Origin of the sequence: Spongiivirga sp. MCCC 1A20706, assembly GCF_046524175.1 — a bacterium.
In the GTDB taxonomy this organism is placed as follows: Bacteria; Bacteroidota; Bacteroidia; order Flavobacteriales; family Flavobacteriaceae; genus Spongiivirga.
This window is the reverse complement of sequence record NZ_JBEFZF010000002.1, coordinates 300,173-322,469: the sequence shown is the minus strand read 5'-3', so window position 1 is coordinate 322,469 and position 22,297 is coordinate 300,173. Positions and strand designations below refer to the sequence as shown.

The following is a 22,297-nucleotide window of genomic DNA, read 5'->3' as shown; positions in this document are numbered from 1 at the left end:
AAGTTAACTATTAAAAGACAAAAATTAGTTAACTTAGTTAACTAATTTTAGAATATGCAAGCAACCGCAACCACATTCGACCCAATAGCATTAAGTATTCTCTGGTCCAGACTCATCAGTATTGTTGATGAGGCGGGTACCACATTACAACGTACATCCTTTTCGACAGTGACTCGAGAATCTAACGATTTTGCCGTTGTGCTAATGGATAAAAAAGGGCGTTCTATCGCACAATCTAGCGTATCTGTACCCTCATTTTTGGGAGTTCTCCCTATCCTGACAAAAGCATTGCTGAAAGATTATTTTCCTGAGAAAACCTGGAAAGAAGGAGATGTAGTTATGACTAATGACCCTTGGTTATGTGCAGGCCATAAGCCGGATATCGGCATCGTTTCGCCAATATTCTATCAAAGAAATTTAATTGGTTTTATAGGTACTATTGCACATAGTCCCGATATGGGAGGCCAGCTTTGGGGTGCAGGTACACGTGATTTGTATGAAGAAGGTTTAATGGTACCACCAACCAAGTTAATTTCGGAAGGTGTTCCTAATGAAACGCTGTTTAATATTCTAGAGCAAAACGTACGTGCTGCCGACCAAACTGTTGGTGATATTAGAGCACAGGTGGCAGCAAACGATCAGGGAATAAAGTCGTTGATGAAGTTAATGGAAGAAAACGATCTGGATGACCTTCAGGATTTAGCTGATGCGGTAATTAACTCGTCTGAAAAAGCAATGCGAGAAGCCTTACTTGCTGCCCCAGATGGTAGTTATCATTATGCATATGATACCGACGGCGATGGCAGGGGAACAGGATGTCATTTTGAAATAACAATTACGATTAAAGGAGACGAAATAATAGCAGATTATACGGGTACTTCAAGTGCACATTATATGAGTATTAATGCCGTGTTAAACTACACATTTGCGTATACCGCGTATCCTATTAAATGTGCTTTCAGTCCGGATGTGCCAAATAACGATGGTTCGTTTTATCCGATTACAGTTACTGCTCCGAAAGGTTGCTTGGTCAACGCACAAAAACCTGTACCACTGGGGGCAAGAAATGTTACGGGCAACATGTTGCACTCAGTGGTATTCGGAGCTTTGGCCAAGGCGGTCCCAGATCAGGTTCAGGCCGACTGTGGCAGCGCATGCTGGTGTATTGTACTAAATGGTGAACATAAAGGAAAAGAATTTGTAGAATACTTCTTTTTAAATGGAGGATACGGCGCCAGACCAAATATGGATGGAGAACATGTTTTGAGCTTTCCAACTAATGTAGCGAATGTTCCGATTGAAGTGCTGGAAACCGATGTTGCTGTACTGGTAACCGAAAAATCATTAATTCCAAACTCGGCAGGTCAAGGTAAATACCGAGGAGGATTAGGTCAGCGTTTTAGCTTTAAAAACATCGGTGAAAATCCGATTAACGTATCGATGGTTGCCGAAAAAACAGTTACAAAAGCAAAGGGGATTTTAGAAGGGCTCGATGGAGCAATGGGATCTGTTAAAATTATTCCTGAAAGAGATTTTCCTTCAAAGGGACTTGACAAATTATTTCCAGGAGAAGAATTGATATTGACACTACCAGGTGGCGCAGGTTACGGTAATCCGGAAGAAAGAGATCAACAACTAGTTGAAGAAGATAAAATATTAGGATATATTAGTTAATAACAAAATTATGAGCGTACGAAACTTACCTCCGGTTTATAATAAAATAGCACAACATGCTGTTTTTCCAGAAATGAATCATGATGAAAGAGCGAGATACAATTTCTTAGCAAATTTAAACAAGCATTTAGCACATGTATCTACAGGCAATAAAGTAGCTTTTGAAAACCGAGTAGAACCTAAATTTGAGAAAGAACACGGACGAAAAATTGCTTCAGTTGAAGAATTAAAAAAAGCAATAAGCCAAGATTCACATTATCAGGTATGGTCATCTCTTAGAAGAAGCACCATGGAAATGCGGCAACAAGCGGGTCGTTCTATCGTATTGCGACAGGCCTCAGCATTACGTGATAAAGTGAAAGCCCTAAATGAAGGAAAAGATACCTTGGTATTAGACGATACCGTTGAAGTGCCTCCATACTTATTAGCGTGTGATAATCATATTATGCCGGGTAGTTATCATACTGAGCTCATCGATGAAGATGTTACCCCTGCAGCAAATTATGACACGGGGTTATTTGTCACCACAGCAGGGCTTTTAGGTAGATATAGCGATGGCGGAGGAAAAGCAATTGTAAGCTGGGTAAAGAAAACGTATCCTAATTTCAAACCCAAGCGTATATTAGATATTGGTTGTGGTATGGGCCATAATGTATTACCTATTGCCAAAGCATTCCCCGATGCTGAAGTTATCGGTATTGATACGGGCGCACCAATGCTGCGGTATGCCCATGCCCGTGCGATAGACTTGGGTTATACCAATGTTAAGTTCATGCAAATGGATGCGGCAAAAACTACGTTCGAAGACGAGTCATTTGATTGGGTGCAGTCCACTATGTTTTTTCATGAAACGGGGGGTAAATCAATATATAATATTATGAATGAAGTATATCGTGTACTGAAACCGGGAGGATTAACGCTACATATAGAACAACCACAATATACTGATGACATGAGTCTTTATGAAAAGTTTATACGCGATTGGGATGCGCTTTATAATAACGAACCGTACTGGTCAAAAATGCATGATATTGAGCCTTCTGAATTAATGGTTTCATCAGGATTTAGAAAGGAAGATTTTATGCAAATTGGCGCGAGGGCTGAAAACGATTTAGATGACGGTTCGCAAAAAGCGGACGAACCGGAAGATCATGGCCGTTCTCCAATCTGGAATGTATTCGGGGCTATTAAAAATTAAGAAATGGAAAACAAAATAGATTACATAAAACTTGCTTCAAATAAACCAAAAGGTAAACGTCCTTATTTTCACGATGATCCTGCGGTAGAACGCGTGCTAAATATCACCATGGCAGTCGCTGGTGAATTAGCGGTGATGCGAGAACGTATGGATAGTATCGAGCGTTTATTAGAGAAAAAAGGAGTGGTGACTCGTGAGGACATTGAAACTTTTGTTCCGGAAACAAAAGAACAAGAAGAACAACGCCAAACCTGGCATGCTGAATATATAAGCCGTGTACTTCGCATTGTGCAACAAGAGCAAGAAGAACTTGAAAATCCCGATAAGGATTTAGAAGAAATTGCCAATGACATTAACGAGATGTAATGGCAGTACTTCAAAAAAGAATTCGAAAATTTTGGAATGCCATATCAGAACGTGATATGGATGAAATCAATAACGGTTACTGCCCAGATGAGGATACTTATGTTGTTTTAGAAGGACCTCGTTTAGCAACAAAAGGCTTCAGTATGATTATGGAGGGTTGGGGAGATTTTGTAAACTCTTCTATTTCTTTAGACAAAATTATTTGGACCGAAGGCCCCTATGAAGAAATTGTTGGTGATATGGGATGGATTAGTGGTGTAACCGATCTGTACATTTCTATTGGCGAGAAAGAAATTATGACCACATTCCGCTCGTCATTTGTAATGAAGAATGTAGATGGCGATTGGAAAATACGTCATGAGCATGTCTCAGCTGCTCATCCAGATCCTTATGGTGTTGGGGATTGGAAAAAATAGTAGTTTGAAAAACAAAACCGCACAATGTGCGGTTTTTTAGTGGAGAAGATGGGACTCGAACCCACGACCTCTTGACTGCCAGTCAAGCGCTCTAGCCAGCTGAGCTACATCCCCAAATTACGTTTTCGCCAACGTCTTCCCGCGGCTGATTTTAAATACTTTTCTCGTTTTCTAGCTTCTAAACGAGTTGAAAATTTTTCAAAATGAATCATCTTCCAAGGTATAAATGCTTTTGTTGACTTTACACTTCCAGAATTATGAGTTTTAAGTCTCGCTTCCAAATCCGCTGTCATTCCTATATAATATCGACAAGCCTGTTGGCTATACAATACGTAAACGTAAAACATTTAATTTTAATGAACTTATAGGCATCTTGACTTGTGGTCAAGCACTCCCCGCCCGAACGTGCCGTTCGGTACGGGCGGGTAGCCAGCTGAGCTACATCCCCAATTAGGTTTCCAAATGTATCATTATCCTATTGAATATCCAATCTTAATTTTACTAGTTTCTACTCTAAGTCAAGATTATTATATATTTAAATAAAATTACATAGTTTGAGTCAGGAAATAGAACGGAAATTTTTAGTCAATTCCAATGAATTTATTGGGCAAGCTTCTGGTAAATTCAGAATTGTTCAAGGCTTTTTAAACAATGACCCCTCTCGGACTGTCCGCATTCGAATTATAGAAGATAAAGGAATAATCACCATAAAAGGAGCTTCGAATAAAAATGGAACGACGCGATTTGAATGGGAAAAGGAGATTTCGATTAATGAGGCCGAATCCTTGCTAAAACTATGTCTTCCCGGCATAATCGACAAAACAAGATATGAAATCCCAGTAGGAAAATATCTTTACGAGGTCGATATTTTTGAAGGGGAAAATGAGGGATTAATACTTGCGGAAATTGAATTGGAAAACGAAAATGATTCATATGAAACTCCTAGTTGGCTTGGCAAAGAAGTTACTGGTGATACAAAATATTATAACTCACGATTAAGTCAACACCCATTTAAAAACTGGTAATATGCGAACTACTTTTTTCACTTTGGCTGTCATCTTTATCATGGCAAGTTGCACCAATCAACAAACGGATATAGCACGAAAACCAATCGAAGTGCGAAGCGCACAAAAGAAGTCGACAGCAGAAATAAAAAAAGAGCTGGTCGATAAAGGCTTTCAAATATTTGACTATGTCGATGAGGAAACAAAGGATACCGTGATCATGCAACAGTATTTTATCGCTTTTTTGAAAAGCGGCCCCAATCGCTCTCAATCAAAGGAGGTGGCTGATAGTCTTCAAGCACTGCACATGGCTCATCTGGGTAAAATGTATCAACTTGGATATGCTGATATCTCTGGACCCATGGGTGATGATGGTGAACTACGAGGCATTACTATTTACAATGTTCCTACCTTTGCAATGGCTGATAGCCTTGCCAACTCAGACCCAATGGTAAAAGCAGGAAGATTGGTGATAGAAGTAAAACCCTGGTGGGCAGGAAAAGGCTTCCCTTTAAGGTAATTAACTACAACATTGTCAGATTTACTGGCGTTATCTATGTCAAAATTGACGATAAATATATTTTTATAACAAATTGTTATAAAATTGATAATTTTAATATTTCCCTCTATACCAACGTTATTAATATGTAACTTTGGCGCTCAATTTTAAGTTCCTCTAAAAGGAACGATATTAACAATTTAGATTTTAAGCAGATGAAAGTAGCTGTTGTAGGCGCTACCGGCATGGTAGGCGAGGTCATGTTAAAAGTACTGGCGGAGCGTAATTTTCTGATTACTGAATTAATTCCTGTCGCTTCTGAGCGCTCAATTGGAAAACAGGTTATTTATAAAAATGATCCTTATACTATTGTCGGAATGCAAACGGCAATTGATATGCTTCCAGACATTGCCATTTTTTCTGCTGGAGGAGGAACATCGCTTGAGTGGGCTCCAAAATTTGCCGAAGTTGGCACCACTGTGATTGATAATTCATCAGCCTGGAGAATGGATCCTACTAAAAAATTAGTGGTCCCCGAAATTAATGCAAACGAGTTGACTACTGAAGATAAAATCATTGCAAACCCTAACTGCTCTACTATTCAAATGGTACTAGCATTGGCGCCTTTACACAAACAGTACACAATGAAACGTGTTGTTGTTTCCACCTATCAATCAGTTTCTGGTACAGGGGTTAAAGCAGTTCAACAATTGGATAATGAAATTGCTGGAGTTAAAGGTGAAATGGCATATCCGTATCCCATCAATAGAAACGCACTACCGCATTGTGATGTTTTTGAAGAAAATGGATATACTAAAGAAGAAATGAAATTGGCTCGTGAACCTCAAAAAATCTTAAATGACAAGACCTTTTCTGTAAGTGCAACGGCCGTTCGTATTCCCACAGCAGGTGGGCATTCAGAATCAGTTAATGTAGAGTTTGAAAATGATTTTGACTTAACTGAAGTTAGAAAATTATTGCATGAAACGCCAGGAATTGTGGTTCAAGATAATCCGGATACAAATACCTATCCGATGCCAATTTATGCACATGATAAAGATGATGTTTTTGTGGGTAGAATTCGACGTGATGAAACCCAACCAAATACATTAAATATGTGGATCGTCGCCGATAACCTTAGAAAAGGTGCGGCAACTAACGCAGTGCAAATAGCCGAATACTTAGTAGAAAAACAATTAATTAAAGCTTTGGTGAGCTAATATCTGTGTGCAAATGATTTTATTAAGTCATAATATTTACTAAATATTATAGAATTTAATCTCATTTTTGAAAATTATCATTACCTTTAAAAGACTAATATTTAATCTTTTGAAGTTATGTTAAAATTCTCAATGTATTGTTTGATTACTATTACCTTATTCGGATGTTCAACTCAAGATGAAAATCAGCTAGATGAAACCCTAGAAGCCCATAAAGGTTTTATTGATCCTAGTAACCTTCCTCCACCTGTTAGTTGTTCTCAAAAATTCTTAACACCTGGATTAGTCATTGAAAACTTCTGCATTGTTCAAGGTCAGTCATACGACACATATTCGGTTTATGTCTCTTCTGGTACTCACACTGTAAGTTACGATCGAAATGTAGAGGTATATGCTGCAAAACGAATTAGTGGAACATGGTACTTAATAGATGCTGCAATCGTTACTATTCCTGCAAACCAAAATGTGTCTAACAATACACTGATTTTTGAAAATGCCGATAGAAATTATGGTAAAATTGAGCTTGTAATTTCTCAGGTTACTAGATCTAGTGGAGTAATTGAAACATGCTACCTTCCTCGGAAGGTAAGCCCAACTATTAGGAACTGCTATATTGCAGCAATAACTGGTTTTGATGATGTTGGACCAGATAGAGATATTTGGGGAGGGGATTCTGATTTCGATAACGATGGAATTGACAATAAGTTTGACTGGGACGACGATAATGATGGCGTAGGAGATAGTACTGATACTGATGATGACAATGACGGAAATCCGGATAATACAGACACTGATGACGACAATGATGGTGTCCCAGATAACGAGGATCCCGACAACTAAAAGAAAGTTGTTTTTTACCATTTAAAAAGAAAAACAAGGCTCTAGAATCTTGTTTGTCCTCCGTTGAAAACATGTTCCCAAAACTATTCTGAAAGTTCATTTCATAATTTTCGTCTAACTTTAAGTATTGACCAAAATTTAAAACAAATTATGAATTCGAGGTTAACAATGGCCCTACGTATCTTGATGGGACTGATATTCGTGGTTTTCGGAGCCAATAAATTCGGAGGGTTTTTACCAAACCCTGAATTAGGAGCAGAAGCAGGAAGCTTAATAGGTGCAATTATCAATTCAGGCTTTATGTGGGAGCTAATGGGTATTATTTATGTTGTCGCTGGTGTATTATTGATCATTAATAAAGCAGTACCATTTGCATTAGTATTATTAGCACCAATGGTGGTTAATATTTTCTTATTTCATGCGGTCTTAGATCCCGCCGGACTTGAAGGACCGTCGTCTTTAGTATTGATTTTACAAATAGCATTAACATATGCCTATTGGCATAAATTTAAAGGACTGTTTTCATAACGCACTCCTTAAATAATTGTTAAAAGCCCTAGGCCCTTCTAGCCTAGGGTTTTTTTTATAATATTTTTGAAAAAACACCAATCCAAAACACCATGAAACATGTAATTCTTCTTGGCGGGTTAACCGCCTTACTATTTTCCTGTAATTCAAACTCAAATAAGCAAGTGGCAGTTAACTATCCTGAAACAAAAAAAGACACAGTAATTGATACCTATTTTGATAGTGAAGTGGCTGACCCCTATCGATGGTTGGAAGACGACATGAGTGAAGAAACAGGTAATTGGGTAAAATCTCAAAATGAAGTAACATTCGGTTATTTAAATAAAATACCGTATCGGGAAGCGTTAAAAACACGCCTGGAGAATATACTAAATTACGAGCGCATATCTGCACCTTTTACCGAAGGTGATTACACTTATTTTAGCAAAAATGATGGGCTGCAAAACCAAAGTGTTTACTATCGTAAAAAAGGAGATGAAGAAGCGACAGTATTTATTGATCCCAATAAATTTTCCGATGATGGAACCATCTCGTTAGCAGGACTAAGCTTTTCTAAAAATAGTAAAATAGGAACCTATTCAATTTCAGAAGGAGGAAGCGACTGGAGAAAAGTAATCATCTTTGATGTAGAAACACTTGAACAAAAGGAAGATACTTTAGTTGATATTAAGTTCAGCGGTGTTTCTTGGAAAGGAAATGAAGGCTTCTACTATTCAAGCTACGATAAACCTAAAGGAAGTGAGCTTTCAGCAAAAACTGATCAGCATAAAGTATACTATCATAAACTGGGCACTTCACAGAAAGAAGACCAATTAATCTATGGAGGAATCTCTTCAGAAAAACATCGTTACATTGGTGCTGGTGTAACTGAAGATGATCGTTATTTAATTATCTATCCCCGAGTATCTACTTCAGGAAACAAACTATTAATTAAGGATTTGTCCAAACCAAATTCTGATTTTATTACTATACTCAACCATACTGACAGCGATACCTACGTTATTGAAAATGTTGACAGCAAATTATATATGGTCACCAATTTAAATGCACCAAACCAGAAAATCGTGACTGTTGATGCATCTGATCCAAGACCGGAAAACTGGGTTGATTTTATTCCTGAAACAGACAACGTACTAAGTCCAAGTACTGGTGGTGGCTATTTCTTTGCAGAATACATGGTAGATGCCATTTCCAAAGTATTACAATATGATTATGAAGGGAAGCTAGTGCGAGAAGTAAAACTACCGGGTGTAGGAAGTGCTGGTGGTTTTGGCGGTAAAAAAGAACAAAAAGAATTGTATTTCTCTTTTTCTAATTACAAAACACCAGGAACTACTTTTAAGTTCGATGCTGATAGCGGAGATTATAGCAAATATTGGAGTCCTGAAATAGATTTTAACCCTGACAACTATGAATCTAAGCAAGTATTTTACACTTCAAAAGACGGCACAAAAGTACCCATGATTATCACCCATCAAAAAGGGATTGAGCTCAACGGTAAAAATCCTACAATTTTGTACGGTTACGGTGGCTTTGATATTAGTTTAACTCCAAGTTTTAGTTCAGTAAATGCTGTTTGGATGGAGCAAGGTGGCATTTATGCTGTACCTAACCTAAGAGGTGGTGGCGAATATGGTAAAAAATGGCATGATGCTGGCACCAAGATGCAAAAGCAAAACGTGTTTGATGATTTCATCGCCGCAGCGGAATATTTAATAAAAGAAAATTATACCTCTCCTGAATTTTTAGCGATTCGAGGTGGGTCAAACGGGGGGCTTTTAGTCGGTGCTACCATGACCCAACGACCAGATTTAATGAAAGTAGCACTACCAGCTGTTGGTGTTTTAGATATGTTGCGATACCATACATTTACTGCAGGAGCGGGTTGGGCATATGATTATGGTACTGCAGAAGATTCTAAAGAAATGTTCGAATATTTAAAAGGGTATTCTCCTGTGCATAATGTTGAAGAGGGCACGCAATATCCTGCTACATTGGTAACCACCGGAGATCATGACGATCGTGTGGTCCCGGCTCATAGTTTTAAGTTCGCAGCCGCTTTGCAGGATAAACAAGCAGGAAAAAATCCGACCTTAATCCGTATTGAAACTGATGCCGGCCACGGTGCAGGCACCCCTATTAGTAAAACGATCGAGCAATATGCTGATATTTTTGGTTTTACCTTGTACAATATGGGTTTTGAAGTATTACCTAATAAATTAGATGAAAAGGTAAAGGGGTAGTTTTTCAGTATTCAGTTGACAGTCCGCAGTTGGCAGTAGAATTTGGAATTTGACTTAACGAAGCTTCCCTGTTAGTAGGAAGTGAAATCCCTCTGATTTTGTTACCAACAAGGGCTCCAAAAATCTTCTTCCTTTTATAAAAAGGTAGGAGCACATATTTTTTGAAAATACTGAAGACTGCTAGCTGAAGACTGAATACTAGACTGTATAACTTTGTTCATTCTATTTTAACTAAAGTCAGATCTGGCTAGTTCTACTCCCTATTTTTACTGGTATAAACTTCATCTTTTATGTTGGTTGCAGATCATGTTTCATTCGCATATCAGGAAAAAAACACACTAAAAAACATCAGCTTTACCGCCAGTAAAGGAGAACATTTGTCTATTATTGGGGAAAGCGGATCAGGAAAAAGTACCTTGCTAAAGGCCATTTACGGATTACTTCAACTAAAAGATGGAAAGATTACTTGGAATGATGAAGCGCTTCTAGGTCCTGATTTCAATTTGATTCCAGGACACCCTTTTATGAAATATGTGGCACAAGATTTTGAGTTGATGCCCTTTACTTCGGTAGCTGAAAATATTGGAACTTATTTTGCGAGAGAAGATAAAAAAGGAGAGGCGCGAGTACAAGAATTAATACAAATTATGCAGCTTGAAAATTTTGCGGACACAAAGGTGAAGAATCTTAGTGGCGGACAACAACAACGAGTTGCCTTGGCAAAAGCCTTAGCGACAAAACCTGAAGTATTATTACTCGATGAACCTTTTAATCAAGTGGATCATTTTTTAAAAAACAGTTTGCGAAGGTCGCTTTTTGCGTATTTAAAAAAAGAGCATATTATGTGCTTTGTTGCTACACACGACATGACCGATGCATTATCCTATTCAGATACGACTATTGTACTAAAAGATGGTGAAATAAAGGCGCTAAACTCGCCAAAAAAATTATATGAAAAACCAACCGATCGCTATACGGCTCTACTTTTTGGAGAAGTAAACGAGTTAAACGTAAGTGATGTATGGAAAGGCGAAGTTCCTAAAGAATTAAAGAAGAAACGTTTTTTTTGTTATCCGCACGACCTACGAAAATCTAAAGTGGGGACCTTAGAGGTTGAGGTGATACAATCGTACTACCGGGGTGATCGCTACCTAATTAAATCGAAATTTAATAAAAAGACGGTGTTCTTTTTTCATAAAAAATCTTTGAACAGCAAAACTATATGCTCATTATATACTTCCAAAGGAAAAATTTTGAAACGAATTTCTTCATAAAAAAGTTGAGCTATAAATCTTAATTTAAGTAATTAAATATCTATTCCAGCATTCAACAGTTTTTGAGAGAGTCTATTTGAAACCTCCAAAAAATTCCCAACGGAAGAAGGATTTTGCTTCAAAGCGGATTTAACCAAACTATTCTTAACATCCAAATATTCTAAATATTCTTTATAATTTATATTTCTATCAAATCGAACTAAAATAAAATCGTAGTTAAACATAAGTCTATTAAATAGATTTAAATTATCCACTAAAAAAATTTGAGATTCGAACAATATTCTGGACTTTGGTAAAACTGTAATATTCGCAATATTAAACATTGAAGCTGTTTTCTTTATATCCTTTATTTCCAGATTATAAAGTTTGTCTCTGAACGAATTTTTAACAACATCCTCTTCGCTCAATATTGCACTTATAGAAGAATTATCGCTTATTGTATATTCAATTTTCTTACCTTCTAAAGGTCCAACGTAATCGGCACTAAAATGATTTAATGTAGTTCCATCGATAAAACCAAATGAACTGTAATCTTTATTACCTTCTATATTATATTCGACTAAGGATGAGATCAAAAATCGACCTAATTCCTCTTTAATGTTATCTACTACTTGATAATCAACTTTAGGATGCCCTGTTATTACAGATTTTAAAGAAATAATCTGTAAAGGTTTCATTTTACTTACTAATGATGTTATCTCATGATAAAACTCAATTTTCATGTTATTTACATAAACTGAATGATCTTTAGAAATAGAAATATTAACTAAGGTGGATGAAATGTTATTACTTGAAATGTTCAATTTACTTTCTTGTTCTTGCCCACATACTAACCAAGGCATAATATTTATCATTAATATAAACTTTCCTATCCGATTTCTAATAGAAAAAGTTTCGCTTTTAAAAATTTCGAAGAGGTTAAAGGAATAAAAGAACAAAAAAACCTTATTTAATTCATTCACAATATTGTGCTTTTACAAATGGGACTCCATTACAAAAAGTTGGAAGTGCCGATGCCCCACCAGGGGTTGCAAAAGCAAAGTTTAAATTTACAGTAAACATTTCCAGAATCAATGCTTTAAGAGTTATAACATTTAGCAGCATTAAACCTCTAGTATTATTTAAATAGGTAAAAACTTGATCGGTAGTCATATTCCACGCAATTTTTAATTGATGAGAATACCACTCTGGACTTACATTGTAGGCAGGAACTGTAACGCAAAGATTATTAAAAACACCATTAATATTGGTCGTGCCATTTGAAGCCACAAGACCAATATTTTCCAAATTAAGCACATATGCTTCACCTATTTTTTAAAAGTTTAATCAAACTATAAGCTCTGAGTCGCGTTTTAAAAAGCAACCTGTATTCTTCTACTATAAAAATCATTGAAATCAGGATTGAAAACTTCCTTATTTATCTCTAAAGAAATAATTACAAAAAGATTAGTAATTTGATATTGTCAAATAGTGAATCATATGAATGCTGCTATCTCTGGAAAACCGAACAAATTAGCCTTAATCAATTTAATAATTGTAGCATATTTCCTTATTTCTTATCTACTTTATCTATTAAAAATTGATGGAGTATTGATCGGTGTGATTAAGGAGCTAACTACTATTCCGTTTTTAATTGCTCAAGTTGTTTTTCTTGTAATTGGAATCATAACTATTTCGAAATCAAAACCAGCAGCTACATTACTTTTAATTAGTGTAATCTTGTTGGGCATTTGCGTTGTAATCACTTTGGGTTCTTTCTTTTAAATGATTCGAGTTATTTGCATGGAGTTCCCATTAAAAATAACCTCATCATCAACTTTTTTACCAAGCAATACTTTTCCAATGGGTGTATTTGCAGCTACTGCTAAATATTCTTGCCCATCGATTTCAATTTGACCGGCACTAATAGCGATAAAGTAATTTGCTCGATTGGTGATTACCAAACTTCCTAGAGAGATACTGGATCCCGAACTATTTTGGATATTGACTTTAGCTAATAACTGTTGTACACTTTGTATTTGTGCAAGTTGTGCTCCTGACTTTTCTCGTTCAAGCTGTAACATAGCTCGGCCAGTTTCATGCTTATCCCCAGCGGTTGACTTTGTTTCGGATTTTAGCGACGTTTCTATATCTACTATTCGGTTTTGAATACGCTTCAAACGTTCCGAAACGAACTCTTGGCATTTTGAGTAAAGCTGAGTTTTAATATGTAATTCGTTATTCAAACTTTTAAAAATTGAATAATGAAATTACCGAAATAATTAGATATATATTGCTTTTCTTTATATTAGACCTGCAAGGTTTTTAACCCCTTGTAGGTCTCTTTGACTTCATTCCTTGTAGGAAACCTGCAAGGAAGTCTCCTTCGTTTCACTCATACGACAACACCTTGCAGGTTAGTGTAAGCCCTTCTTACTTTCTATCTTTAGTAATAAGAATTCCCTATTTTTAAAGCATGAATTTCATTGACATTTTTCTTGGAGCCATTATTGCTTTTGGCTTATATCGTGGTTTTACCAAAGGTCTCTTTTTAGAAGTGGCAGCACTTGTTTCATTGGTTGCAGGTATTTACGGAGCCATTCATTTCTCATATTTTGTAGGTGATTATCTAGGTGATCGCGTAAACTGGAATGAGAAGTATGTAAATTTGGCGGCATTCATTATCACCTTTATAATTATCATCATTGCAGTGACCATGCTGGGCAAATTGTTAACCAAAGTAGCCGATTTTGCAGCCTTGGGCATTTTAAATAAACTATTAGGTGCCGCTTTTGGAGGTCTGAAGCTTGCAATAATACTGGGTGCAGTACTGGTATTTTTTGACAGAACCAATAACACCTTAGAGATAATTAGCAAGGAAACAATAGAAGAATCTGTTTTATATAAACCAGTTCGAAATCTTGGTGACTTCGTGTTTCAATGGGTACTTGAGCAAAAACCTGAAGAACTAGAAAATCAAACTACCAGCAAAATCTAATTTTTATAATTCTTTAATATCCTCTGCTGGAATCCACCCCTCGGTACCATTGGCTATTTGAATTTTCTTCCAATCGCCAAAGGCTTGTAATACTTGTACTTTTGTTCCTTCATGTAAGACAAATACTTGTTCGCTGGTAAAATTGGGGTCCGTTTTCGCTTGGGTTTCTACTGCAAAAACAATCGCTGGTTGATCATTAGTATCCATTGTCTTTTGTCTAAAAGCAAAAACCGTACTTAAGATCATCATAGTCAAAGCAATAAAACTAAGAATGAAGAAATACCTTTTTTGATTAGCCCTAGTTCCAAAATAATACGTTATAAAAGTCAATACAAAGACAAAAGAAAATAACACCGCTACACGTGCCCAGGAATTATAGTTAAGCTTGCCGATCCAGTTATTTAGTATTCTGGAAAAACCAGCTTCAGGAAGTTCATCTATCGCATCAATGGTCATATTTTGCGCGAAAGCGAGGTTGCTTTGTATATCAGCATCATCAGGTGCTAATTGCAATGCTTTTTCATAGTAATAAACCGTAGGGGCAATCTTGTTGAGTTTGTAATTGGCATTAGCAATGTTATAGTATAATTCCGCTGAATGCATGCCACTATCAATAATAGACTGGTACTGCTCTATGGCTTCAAGATACTTACCTTCATTATACAGTTGATTGCCTTTTTGAAATGCAGCCTCATTTTGCGCATAAAGCCCAACAGCTATTAAGAGAAATAGGATATTTAATAGCTTCTTCATCTTTAAAACTGTTTATCTATGGTTGATAGTGTGTTTACTGCTTTATCATAATCTTGCTTCATCGCATCGGTTGATGATGGAGTATATCTTGCAAATTCACATGCTTTTAAAAGATTGATAAATTCAGCAATAGCAGTTTCTTCTACATTTCTATCTTTTAATAATGCAATGATTTTCTCTTTGCTAAAATCACTTGTTTCAATATTCAATTTTGCCTTTAAATAGTTGTGTAAGGCTTTTTCTAACGATACATAAAAGGCTTCTTGGTTACCAAGATTTTTCTTTGCCGTGCTTAGATATTTTTTGGCAAGTTTATTCGCCTTTCTAATTTTAGAACCTTGAATGTCGTTATCGATCGCTCTTTTCTTTTTCATTACCAACATGGCTATTGGTATTAATAATAATGGTCCTAAAAGCAACCAGTAAAACCATGATGACTTAAAAAAATCTGTTTGATCAATAGAAACTAAATTAGCATTTACTTTAAACCCTCTAAACTGATTTGGATTCAACATAACTGCTTGTTTTGTATTGGCATTACCGTTAGAAGAGGCTAATGCATTATTCATCGGTCCATCGATTACGTCAATAACGATCTCTTCAGAATTCACGGTTCTATAGCTTTCAGTCTTAGGATCGAAATATGAAAAACTCAACGCTGGAATTGGATACTTTCCGCGATATTGAGGGACTAATGTATAATTGTCTACTACACTACCTCGCATACCCCGAAGGCTCGTGGCAACCTTAGTGTCACGTTCAGGATCGTACGCCTCTAAAGAACTTGGAACATTTAATTTTGGAAGTTCAAATAGTTTTAGATTTCCATTCCCTTTTACCTGTACCTTAGCTTGTAACGACTCTGATGCACTTAAACTATTGCGACTTACTTCAACATTAAAATCAAAACTACCGACAGCACCTGTAAAGCTTTCGGGCTTTCCAGCTTCAGGGAGGGCCTTCACATTAATTTTACGACTTCCAGCTGTTAGTGACTTTTCAGCCTTTTTATACATACGCTGCCCAAAAATATCTCGTCTATTCGTCGGTACATCAACAAATACATTAATTGAGTAAGGTTTGATGGTTAAACTACCCGATTTTTGAGGATATAGCACAATCTTCTTAAACACATAATAATAAAAAGGCTTTCCTTTAAAAGTGCCTTGCTGCAGCGGATAGCCTTTTATGGGAATATCATTACTCCAAAAGTCATTGTATTTGGGTGTATCAAGAATATCATAATTTCTGACTGCTATGTTCTTAGAAAAATAAAGTTTATAAGTTATGCTTATAGGCTCGTTTAAATATGGATTCGCATTCGAAATCTCGGCCACAAAGAACATATTATCATTGATAATATTGGTCGGGTCATTCGGATCTTTAGGCACGTCAACCGCATTGGTCACCACAATATTAATAGGGATAGACTTATAGGTTTCTCCCTGATATTGCATGGTAGCTTGCTTGATCTTTTTATTGCCTTTAGAAGTGGGCTGTAAAATGTAAGTGAACTTTTTGGAAAAAGAGCGCTTACCATTTACCCAAGATCGACTTATTGAATGATTTGGGCCTGCAACTACCTGAAATCCTGCAAAATCTGCGATACTAAAGTTATCCCCGTCAACATTCATTTCAAAATCGACCCGAATACGCTCGTTAACACCTAGTGTTTTCTTGCTTACCTTTGCTTCAAACTGTACTTGAGCAGCAAGTGTTGATCCTGTAAGGATTAATAGCAGTGTTATGTATGTCTTTATAGCTTTCATTACGAAACCCTTCGACTTCACTCAGGGTGGCTATTACTTTATCTACATTCTATTTAACTTCGAACAAAAAAAGCGGCTACCAATCTTTCTCGTTTTTAACTTTCGCGCCTTTTGCTTTTTTTGCATTTATTTTTTGCTGCACTTTCTTCTCTTCATTATTCATCGCTTGCAACAAGTTTTTTATTTGTTGTGGTGATAACTGGCCAGGGCGAGGTTTTGGTGGTTTCTTATCCTTATCCTTTGGCTGGTCTCCTCCCTTATTTTTATCCTTTTGATCTTTCTGATCTTCCGGCTTTTTATCTCCTTCATTATCCTTAGGGTCTTCAGGCTTCTTATCATTCTCACCATCGCCCTCTTTGTTCTCATCCTTTTTATCACCCTCTTTGTCCTCGTTTTCTTTTTCGCCTTCTTTATTTTGGTCTTTATTATCTTTTTGGTTTTGGTCTTTATTGTCCTTATTCTTATCGTCCCCACCGCCACCTTGCTTGTCTTGCTCTTCTTTTTTCTGTTTTGCTAGTGCAAGATTATATCGGGTTTCGTCATCAGTAGGATCGTTCCGTAAGGCATTTTTGTAAGCTTCGACTGCCTTATCAAACTGTTTTTCTTTCATAAAAACATTCCCCATATTATGATAAGCCATATGCTTACTCCCTTTATCTGGAGCTACTTCTACCGCTTGTTTAAAACGATCAAAAGCCTCTGCCAAGCTTTGACGATTGTAGTAGGCATTTCCCAAGTTGTATTTAGCAGTACCTGTATCCGGATTTGTAGAAATGGCACGCCGATAATCCGCCTCGGCATCGGCAAACTTGTTACTTTGTAATTTGTTATTGCCTTGATATGTATACCCCTGTGCTTTTTGCTGTTGCTTTTGAAGTTGTTTTACAGCAGCTTCATCTTCCTCCTGTGCAATCGCTAAATTGAAGCACAACAAGGATAAGACCCCAATAATAGTTTTCATTGTGTTAAGCTTCATTAAATAAGTTTAATTTTCGTAGCCAATTCGTCTTTCTTTCGAGCAGGAATACATCGATAAAGATTAGCACTATGCCAAACCCTAAAAACCATTGAAACTGATCTTTATAATCAGCAAACTCCTTGGCTTCAAATTCTGTTTTATCCATTTCACTTAGTGTCTCTTTTACAAAATCCACTACTTCCTGCGTATTATTTCCATTAAAATATTCGCCATTTGCCTCTTTAGCAATATCTTTTAATGTGTTTTCATCAAGCCGAGTTATCACTACTTCACCAGCTTGATTTTTCTTGTAGGTTTGAATGATACCATTTCTTTTTATAGGGATGGGACCTCCCTTTTCGGTACCAACGCCGATGGTAAATATTTTGATTCCCTCGCTTTTAGCTTCTTCGGCAATAGAAGCAGAATTCTCTGAGTGATCTTCTCCATCTGATATGATAAAGAGTACCCTATTGGTCTGCTCTTCATCATCATAGTAGCTTTTAGCCAGTTTTATTGCTTCATCAATAGCAGTACCCTGTGATGAAAGCATATTGGTATTCATGCCTTGTAAGAACATTTTTGCCGATGCGAAATCAGTCGTGATAGGTAACTGCGGAAAAGCTGTCCCTGCATAGGCAATAATACCAACACGATCGCTCGCCAGCTGACTAATAATTTCTGAAACCAATCTTTTTGATTTCTCCATGCGATTGGGCGCTATATCTTCAGCCAACATACTTTTCGATACATCTACTGCAAAAACGATATCAACTCCCTCTCGTTTTATGATTTCTAGCTTGGTTCCGATCTTCGGGTTTACCAAAGCGATAGTCAAACTACTAAAAGCTAATAGTAATACAATCAACTTTAACAAAGGTTTAAATGAAGACTTGTCTGGCACCAAACGACTGAATAGGGATTTATCCGCAAATCTCTTTTGCTTGCTACTTTTCCAAAGTTGAATAAACAAGAAGATCACTAACATTACGGGAATTAATGCTAGCAGATAAAACCATATTTTTTCTTCTAGTTGGTACATCTATATAAATCCTCTAAAAATCGTTATTCTCAACAACCATTCAAATAACAAAAACCCCATTGCGAGAAGTACCCAAAAACGGTATTTCTCTTCATAGTTAGTGTATTTAAACTCCTCAATCTCTGTTTTTTCAAGTTTATTGATCTCTTCATAAATTTCTTGTAGCTTCTCATTATCGGTTGCTCTAAAATATAGCCCCCCGGTTTCATCAGCTATTTCCTGAAGTAATTTTTCGTCGATCTCCACCTGTTTTTGACCATAACGGAATTTTCCATTGGGTAATAAGCCAATAGGCGCTAACGCATAACCATTGGTACCAATACCAATCGTGTACACCTTAATACCGAACTCTACTGCTAATTCTGACGCAATTTTCGGGTCAATAAACCCAGAGTTGTTCACCCCATCAGTCAGCAAAATGATCACTTTACTTTCTGCTCTACTTTCTTTAAGCCTATTCACAGAAGTTGCCAATCCCATACCTATTGCTGTACCATCTTCAATAATGCCATCAAAGTTAATGTCACGAAGTCCCCTTTGTACAATACGTTTATCGCTGGTTATTGGTGTTTTCGTAAAACTCTCCCCCGCATAAATCACGACACCAACACGATCACTTGGCCGACCATTTACAAACTCGATAGCCACTTCTTTTAAAGCCTCCAGGCGATAAGGTTTTAAATCGCGCGCCAGCATACTCGAGGATACGTCAATTGCCATTACAATATCTATACCTTTATTGGTTTTGGTCTTGGTAGAAATATCTACAGTTTGTGGCCTGGCCATGCCAACTATTAACCCAGCAAGTGCCAAAATTCTAAACGCAAACAACACAGGTTTTAATTTTGGAAGTACGGATGGCTGCGCTTTGAACCCTTGTAAACTTGAAATTTTTAGCGGTGCTGTTTCTTTTTTTCGTTTAAACACATACCATAATATCGCCAGCGGAATCAACAGAAACAGCCAGAAAAAGTTGGGATTTGCAAATTCAATTCCTTTAAACATTAGATGGTCGTTTTAAGTTCAATTGAATTAATAATTCTCTCTACAATCTCCGGAGCATAAGGATCATCATCTGTCCAGGTTAGCACCAATTGCTGCGATACTCCTTGTGCTGCAAAGGTGAAAATGGCGTATTCACCATTTACCATTTCATCATTTATCTTAAACGAAGCACTTCCATGGGTTTTTAAGCCTTCGGCTCCTCCCGACGTATTAAATTTTTCGGATTTGGTTAAAATGTTCTGTGCCCCTTCATTTTCAAGTTCTTTAATCGCCTTTTCTACCACCTTTGGGATATCAACTTCTTTAGGCTCTTTGTAAACAACGGAATGCAGTGACACTTTAAAAGCTGCATCTTTTACCTCATGTAAAAAGGTACCTTCTTGTTTTATTTCATCGGAAACTGCAGCTACGCTAACGCTATCTTGTCTCACCAGTACCTCTGGAGTTGAGAGCGCTATTCCCGGTGCCCCATAAGTGCTATTTACCCATTCATTATCTAAAAACGGCTTTGTTGGGTGACCAAAAACAGTATCATATGTTTTTTGAAAACCATTGATATACGAGTAAATAAACCCTGCAATTACTAAAACAGTTGTACTAATAATGGCAGTGTTTCTTATTATTCGACGACGTTTCTTTTTGGTCATTTCTTTTGCGTAGAACTCGTCTGCTAATTTCTCATCTTCAGTTTCTTCAGGAAGCACCTCTTTTGTTTGAGTTACAACCTGCTCAATCATCGTAGTATCAGTTTTTACTTGAACTTCAGCAGGTTTTAATCTGGCAAACTTGACAAGGTCTGCAGTTTGAAGTACCTGTTTGAAATTAACAATCGTCTCATTTTCAAGAGGAAGCTTATCGGCTTCTCTTAACATTTCAAGTTTTGCAATCAATTCATCTGTTGTACTTTCCATAGCTGAAACATGCACATCTTCTTCAATGTAGACACGTACAATATCAGTAAGCTCTGAATAGTATTTTTTATGTTCTGAACGAATTAAATATTGAGACGCTTCTAATTTTTTCAATTTTTCTAGAGCGCGATCAAATGGTGTTAAGTTGGCAATACGTTCTTCTTCCGTTTCCGGTTTTTTCTTTAGGAATAAAAAATAGATTAAAACAGCCAAAACCAATAGAACTCCTAAGCCGATAAGTAGCCATTGCAACCAATTACTTTTTGGCTTTTTTACCCCCATAAGTGGCTTGATTTCGTACATGGCTTGTTTGGTGGTGTCGACCACTACATCATTCACCCTAACAGCAATAGAATCAGTGAAAAATGGTTTTTCGTTTATAGAAATACGTTGAGGTGGAATATACCAGAAACCAGAATCGAACTGGGTAAGCCCGTATTTTTTAATCAGCTGGTATTTCGAACCAATAACTGTAGTATCTGTGGGATATGATTCTATCGTCTCTAACGGACTAAAGCTTTGCCCTTCAGGAAAAATCACTAGATCGGTACTATCAGCTTCTACGCGTATATTGAGTTTGATCTCTTCGCCTATTTTAATTTGAAAAGTATCTACCGTGGCGGAAACTTGAGGTTCTGATTGGGCAAAACCCATTGTGGAAAAACAAATCAATAAAAAGGTAAGTACAACTACTTTTAGTTGATCGTTAAACCCATTTATAATTTGTAATTCTGCCTGCTTCATTTGTTTATCCTCTTCTTTTAAAATACCCTAGTAGTTTTTTTACATAGCTTTCATCAACACGACTACTCAAAACTCCAGCGCCGTTTTTGGTAAATGCATTCTCGAAATAAGCGACCTTATCTCTATAAAATTTGCCATATGCATTTCTCACTGATTTACTTGCTGTATTGACCAATTGTAATTCGCCGGTTTCTTCATCTTGCATATGCACCATGCCAATATTCGGAATTTCTTCTTCTGCCTTATCATACACTCGTATTCCTGTTACATCATGTTTTTTTCCAACAATTCGCAAGGTGTGCTCATAATCATCAGCAATAAAGTCCGACAAAACAAATACAATTGCTTTCTTTTTCATAACACTACTTAAAAAGCGTAGCGCCTGACTTACATCCGTTTTTTTGCTTTTAGGTTTGAACTCTATTAACTCCCTAATAATACGAAGTACATGTGATTTTCCTTTTTTAGGAGGAATGAACAGTTCAATATCATCAGAAAATAAAATCAGCCCAATCTTGTCATTATTCTGCATTGCAGAAAACGCTAAGGTCGCTGCAATCTCTGTTACAATTTCGTCTTTAAACTGTTCTTTAGTCCCGAAGAATTTGGATCCACTCACATCGGCAAGTAGCATCATCGTAAGTTCTCGTTCTTCTTCAAAAACCTTAATAAATGGCTCGTTATATCGTGCAGTTACATTCCAATCGATATTACGCACATCATCACCATATTGATATTGGCGAACTTCACTAAAAGTCATACCGCGTCCCTTAAACGTACTGTGATATTCCCCACCAAAAATATGGTCAGACAGTCGTCGGGTTTTAATCTCAATCTTGCGTACTTTTTTTAGAAGCTCTTTTGTGTCCATGCCTG

General features: G+C 36.8%; 24 protein-coding genes and 1 tRNA gene. 13 read left to right on the top strand and 12 right to left on the bottom strand.

The features are described 5' to 3' along the window. The first annotated feature begins 54 nt into the window (after window positions 1-54). From ABN763_RS05485 to ABN763_RS05470, 4 genes are read left to right on the top strand one after another with little or no spacing between them, the layout of a single operon-like run. Entirely contained in the window at window positions 55-1,674 is a 1,620-nt protein-coding gene (locus ABN763_RS05485; RefSeq protein WP_410484429.1) for a hydantoinase B/oxoprolinase family protein, read from the top strand. 10 nt (window positions 1,675-1,684) lie between these two features. Next, the gene (locus ABN763_RS05480; RefSeq protein ID WP_410484428.1) at window positions 1,685-2,872 is read left to right on the top strand and encodes a class I SAM-dependent methyltransferase; all 1,188 of its coding nucleotides are present in this window, start codon (window positions 1,685-1,687) and stop codon (window positions 2,870-2,872) included. Between the two features lie 3 nt (window positions 2,873-2,875). Further along, the gene (locus tag ABN763_RS05475) at window positions 2,876-3,238 is read left to right on the top strand and encodes a hypothetical protein (protein WP_410484427.1); all 363 of its coding nucleotides are present in this window, start codon (window positions 2,876-2,878) and stop codon (window positions 3,236-3,238) included. Then, window positions 3,238-3,654 carry a nuclear transport factor 2 family protein gene (locus tag ABN763_RS05470; protein WP_410484426.1) on the top strand — a complete coding sequence of 139 codons (417 nt, stop codon included), beginning with the start codon at window positions 3,238-3,240 and terminating at the stop codon, window positions 3,652-3,654. Before ABN763_RS05475 ends, ABN763_RS05470 begins: the two co-directional genes overlap by 1 nt. A 40-nt stretch (window positions 3,655-3,694) precedes the next feature. Here the strand turns inward: ABN763_RS05470 and ABN763_RS05465 are convergent. Both ABN763_RS05465 and ABN763_RS05460 read right to left on the bottom strand, forming a co-directional pair. After that, window positions 3,695-3,768 (bottom strand) — tRNA-Ala (locus tag ABN763_RS05465). Beyond that, complete coding sequence (locus ABN763_RS05460; RefSeq protein ID WP_410484425.1) at window positions 3,759-4,001, bottom strand: GIY-YIG nuclease family protein; 243 nt, start codon at window positions 3,999-4,001, stop codon at window positions 3,759-3,761. The genes ABN763_RS05465 and ABN763_RS05460 overlap by 10 nt, the downstream gene beginning before the upstream one ends. Window positions 4,002-4,208: 207 nt before the next feature. Here ABN763_RS05460 and ABN763_RS05455 point away from each other — a divergent pair, with 207 nt between their 5' ends. The 7 genes from ABN763_RS05455 (at window position 4,209) to ABN763_RS05425 (ending at window position 11,262) form a co-directional block, all read left to right on the top strand. Next, entirely contained in the window at window positions 4,209-4,679 is a 471-nt protein-coding gene (locus ABN763_RS05455) for a CYTH domain-containing protein (RefSeq protein WP_410484424.1), read from the top strand. Between the two features lies 1 nt (window position 4,680). After that, the gene (locus ABN763_RS05450; protein WP_410484423.1) at window positions 4,681-5,178 is read left to right on the top strand and encodes a YciI family protein; all 498 of its coding nucleotides are present in this window, start codon (window positions 4,681-4,683) and stop codon (window positions 5,176-5,178) included. A gap of 194 nt (window positions 5,179-5,372) precedes the next feature. Further along, window positions 5,373-6,377, top strand: a complete 1,005-nt coding sequence (locus ABN763_RS05445; RefSeq protein WP_410484422.1) for an aspartate-semialdehyde dehydrogenase — start codon at window positions 5,373-5,375, stop codon at window positions 6,375-6,377. A gap of 132 nt (window positions 6,378-6,509) precedes the next feature. Further along, window positions 6,510-7,217 (top strand): hypothetical protein, encoded by a 708-nt coding sequence (locus ABN763_RS05440; RefSeq protein WP_410484421.1) that lies wholly within the window; start codon window positions 6,510-6,512, stop codon window positions 7,215-7,217. A gap of 150 nt (window positions 7,218-7,367) precedes the next feature. Beyond that, on the top strand, window positions 7,368-7,745 hold the full coding sequence (locus ABN763_RS05435) for a DoxX family membrane protein (protein WP_410484420.1): 378 nt from the start codon (window positions 7,368-7,370) through the stop codon (window positions 7,743-7,745). A 92-nt stretch (window positions 7,746-7,837) separates the two neighbouring features. Next, entirely contained in the window at window positions 7,838-9,988 is a 2,151-nt protein-coding gene (locus ABN763_RS05430; RefSeq protein WP_410484419.1) for a prolyl oligopeptidase family serine peptidase, read from the top strand. 290 nt (window positions 9,989-10,278) lie between these two features. Further along, complete coding sequence (locus tag ABN763_RS05425; protein WP_410484418.1) at window positions 10,279-11,262, top strand: ABC transporter ATP-binding protein; 984 nt, start codon at window positions 10,279-10,281, stop codon at window positions 11,260-11,262. A gap of 32 nt (window positions 11,263-11,294) precedes the next feature. On the opposite strand, the gene ABN763_RS05420 is transcribed toward ABN763_RS05425, so the two are convergent. Together ABN763_RS05420 and ABN763_RS05415 are read right to left on the bottom strand one after the other, a co-directional pair. Beyond that, the gene (locus ABN763_RS05420) at window positions 11,295-12,224 is read right to left on the bottom strand and encodes a hypothetical protein (protein ID WP_410484417.1); all 930 of its coding nucleotides are present in this window, start codon (window positions 12,222-12,224) and stop codon (window positions 11,295-11,297) included. After that, window positions 12,217-12,558: a hypothetical protein gene (locus ABN763_RS05415; protein ID WP_410484416.1), complete on the bottom strand. Its 342-nt coding sequence runs from the start codon at window positions 12,556-12,558 to the stop codon at window positions 12,217-12,219. The genes ABN763_RS05420 and ABN763_RS05415 overlap by 8 nt, the downstream gene beginning before the upstream one ends. A 183-nt stretch (window positions 12,559-12,741) precedes the next feature. Between ABN763_RS05415 and ABN763_RS05410 the strand changes: the two genes are divergently transcribed. After that, the gene (locus tag ABN763_RS05410) at window positions 12,742-13,026 is read left to right on the top strand and encodes a hypothetical protein (RefSeq protein WP_410484415.1); all 285 of its coding nucleotides are present in this window, start codon (window positions 12,742-12,744) and stop codon (window positions 13,024-13,026) included. Here ABN763_RS05410 and ABN763_RS05405 read toward each other — a convergent pair. Next, entirely contained in the window at window positions 13,023-13,487 is a 465-nt protein-coding gene (locus ABN763_RS05405; RefSeq protein WP_410484414.1) for a 3-oxoacyl-ACP synthase, read from the bottom strand. The genes ABN763_RS05410 and ABN763_RS05405 overlap by 4 nt on opposite strands. 230 nt (window positions 13,488-13,717) lie before the next feature. Between ABN763_RS05405 and ABN763_RS05400 the strand changes: the two genes are divergently transcribed. Then, window positions 13,718-14,239 (top strand): CvpA family protein, encoded by a 522-nt coding sequence (locus ABN763_RS05400; RefSeq protein WP_410484413.1) that lies wholly within the window; start codon window positions 13,718-13,720, stop codon window positions 14,237-14,239. A 3-nt stretch (window positions 14,240-14,242) separates the two neighbouring features. On the opposite strand, the gene ABN763_RS05395 is transcribed toward ABN763_RS05400, so the two are convergent. The 7 genes from ABN763_RS05395 to ABN763_RS05365 all read right to left on the bottom strand — a co-directional run bounded on the left by ABN763_RS05395 (window position 14,243) and on the right by ABN763_RS05365 (window position 22,292). Then, window positions 14,243-14,992 (bottom strand): SH3 domain-containing protein, encoded by a 750-nt coding sequence (locus ABN763_RS05395; RefSeq protein WP_410484412.1) that lies wholly within the window; start codon window positions 14,990-14,992, stop codon window positions 14,243-14,245. 2 nt (window positions 14,993-14,994) lie between these two features. Next, window positions 14,995-16,761, bottom strand: a complete 1,767-nt coding sequence (locus tag ABN763_RS05390; protein ID WP_410484411.1) for a BatD family protein — start codon at window positions 16,759-16,761, stop codon at window positions 14,995-14,997. Between the two features lie 76 nt (window positions 16,762-16,837). Beyond that, the gene (locus ABN763_RS05385; RefSeq protein WP_410484410.1) at window positions 16,838-17,737 is read right to left on the bottom strand and encodes a tetratricopeptide repeat protein; all 900 of its coding nucleotides are present in this window, start codon (window positions 17,735-17,737) and stop codon (window positions 16,838-16,840) included. Then, the gene (locus ABN763_RS05380) at window positions 17,727-18,761 is read right to left on the bottom strand and encodes a VWA domain-containing protein (protein ID WP_410484409.1); all 1,035 of its coding nucleotides are present in this window, start codon (window positions 18,759-18,761) and stop codon (window positions 17,727-17,729) included. The genes ABN763_RS05385 and ABN763_RS05380 overlap by 11 nt, the downstream gene beginning before the upstream one ends. After that, the gene (locus ABN763_RS05375; RefSeq protein ID WP_410484408.1) at window positions 18,762-19,766 is read right to left on the bottom strand and encodes a vWA domain-containing protein; all 1,005 of its coding nucleotides are present in this window, start codon (window positions 19,764-19,766) and stop codon (window positions 18,762-18,764) included. Then, window positions 19,766-21,421 carry a hypothetical protein gene (locus ABN763_RS05370; protein ID WP_410484407.1) on the bottom strand — a complete coding sequence of 552 codons (1,656 nt, stop codon included), beginning with the start codon at window positions 21,419-21,421 and terminating at the stop codon, window positions 19,766-19,768. The genes ABN763_RS05375 and ABN763_RS05370 overlap by 1 nt, the downstream gene beginning before the upstream one ends. Before the next feature lie 4 nt (window positions 21,422-21,425). Next, window positions 21,426-22,292 carry a DUF58 domain-containing protein gene (locus ABN763_RS05365; protein ID WP_410484406.1) on the bottom strand — a complete coding sequence of 289 codons (867 nt, stop codon included), beginning with the start codon at window positions 22,290-22,292 and terminating at the stop codon, window positions 21,426-21,428. Between the last annotated feature and the right edge of the window lie 5 nt (window positions 22,293-22,297).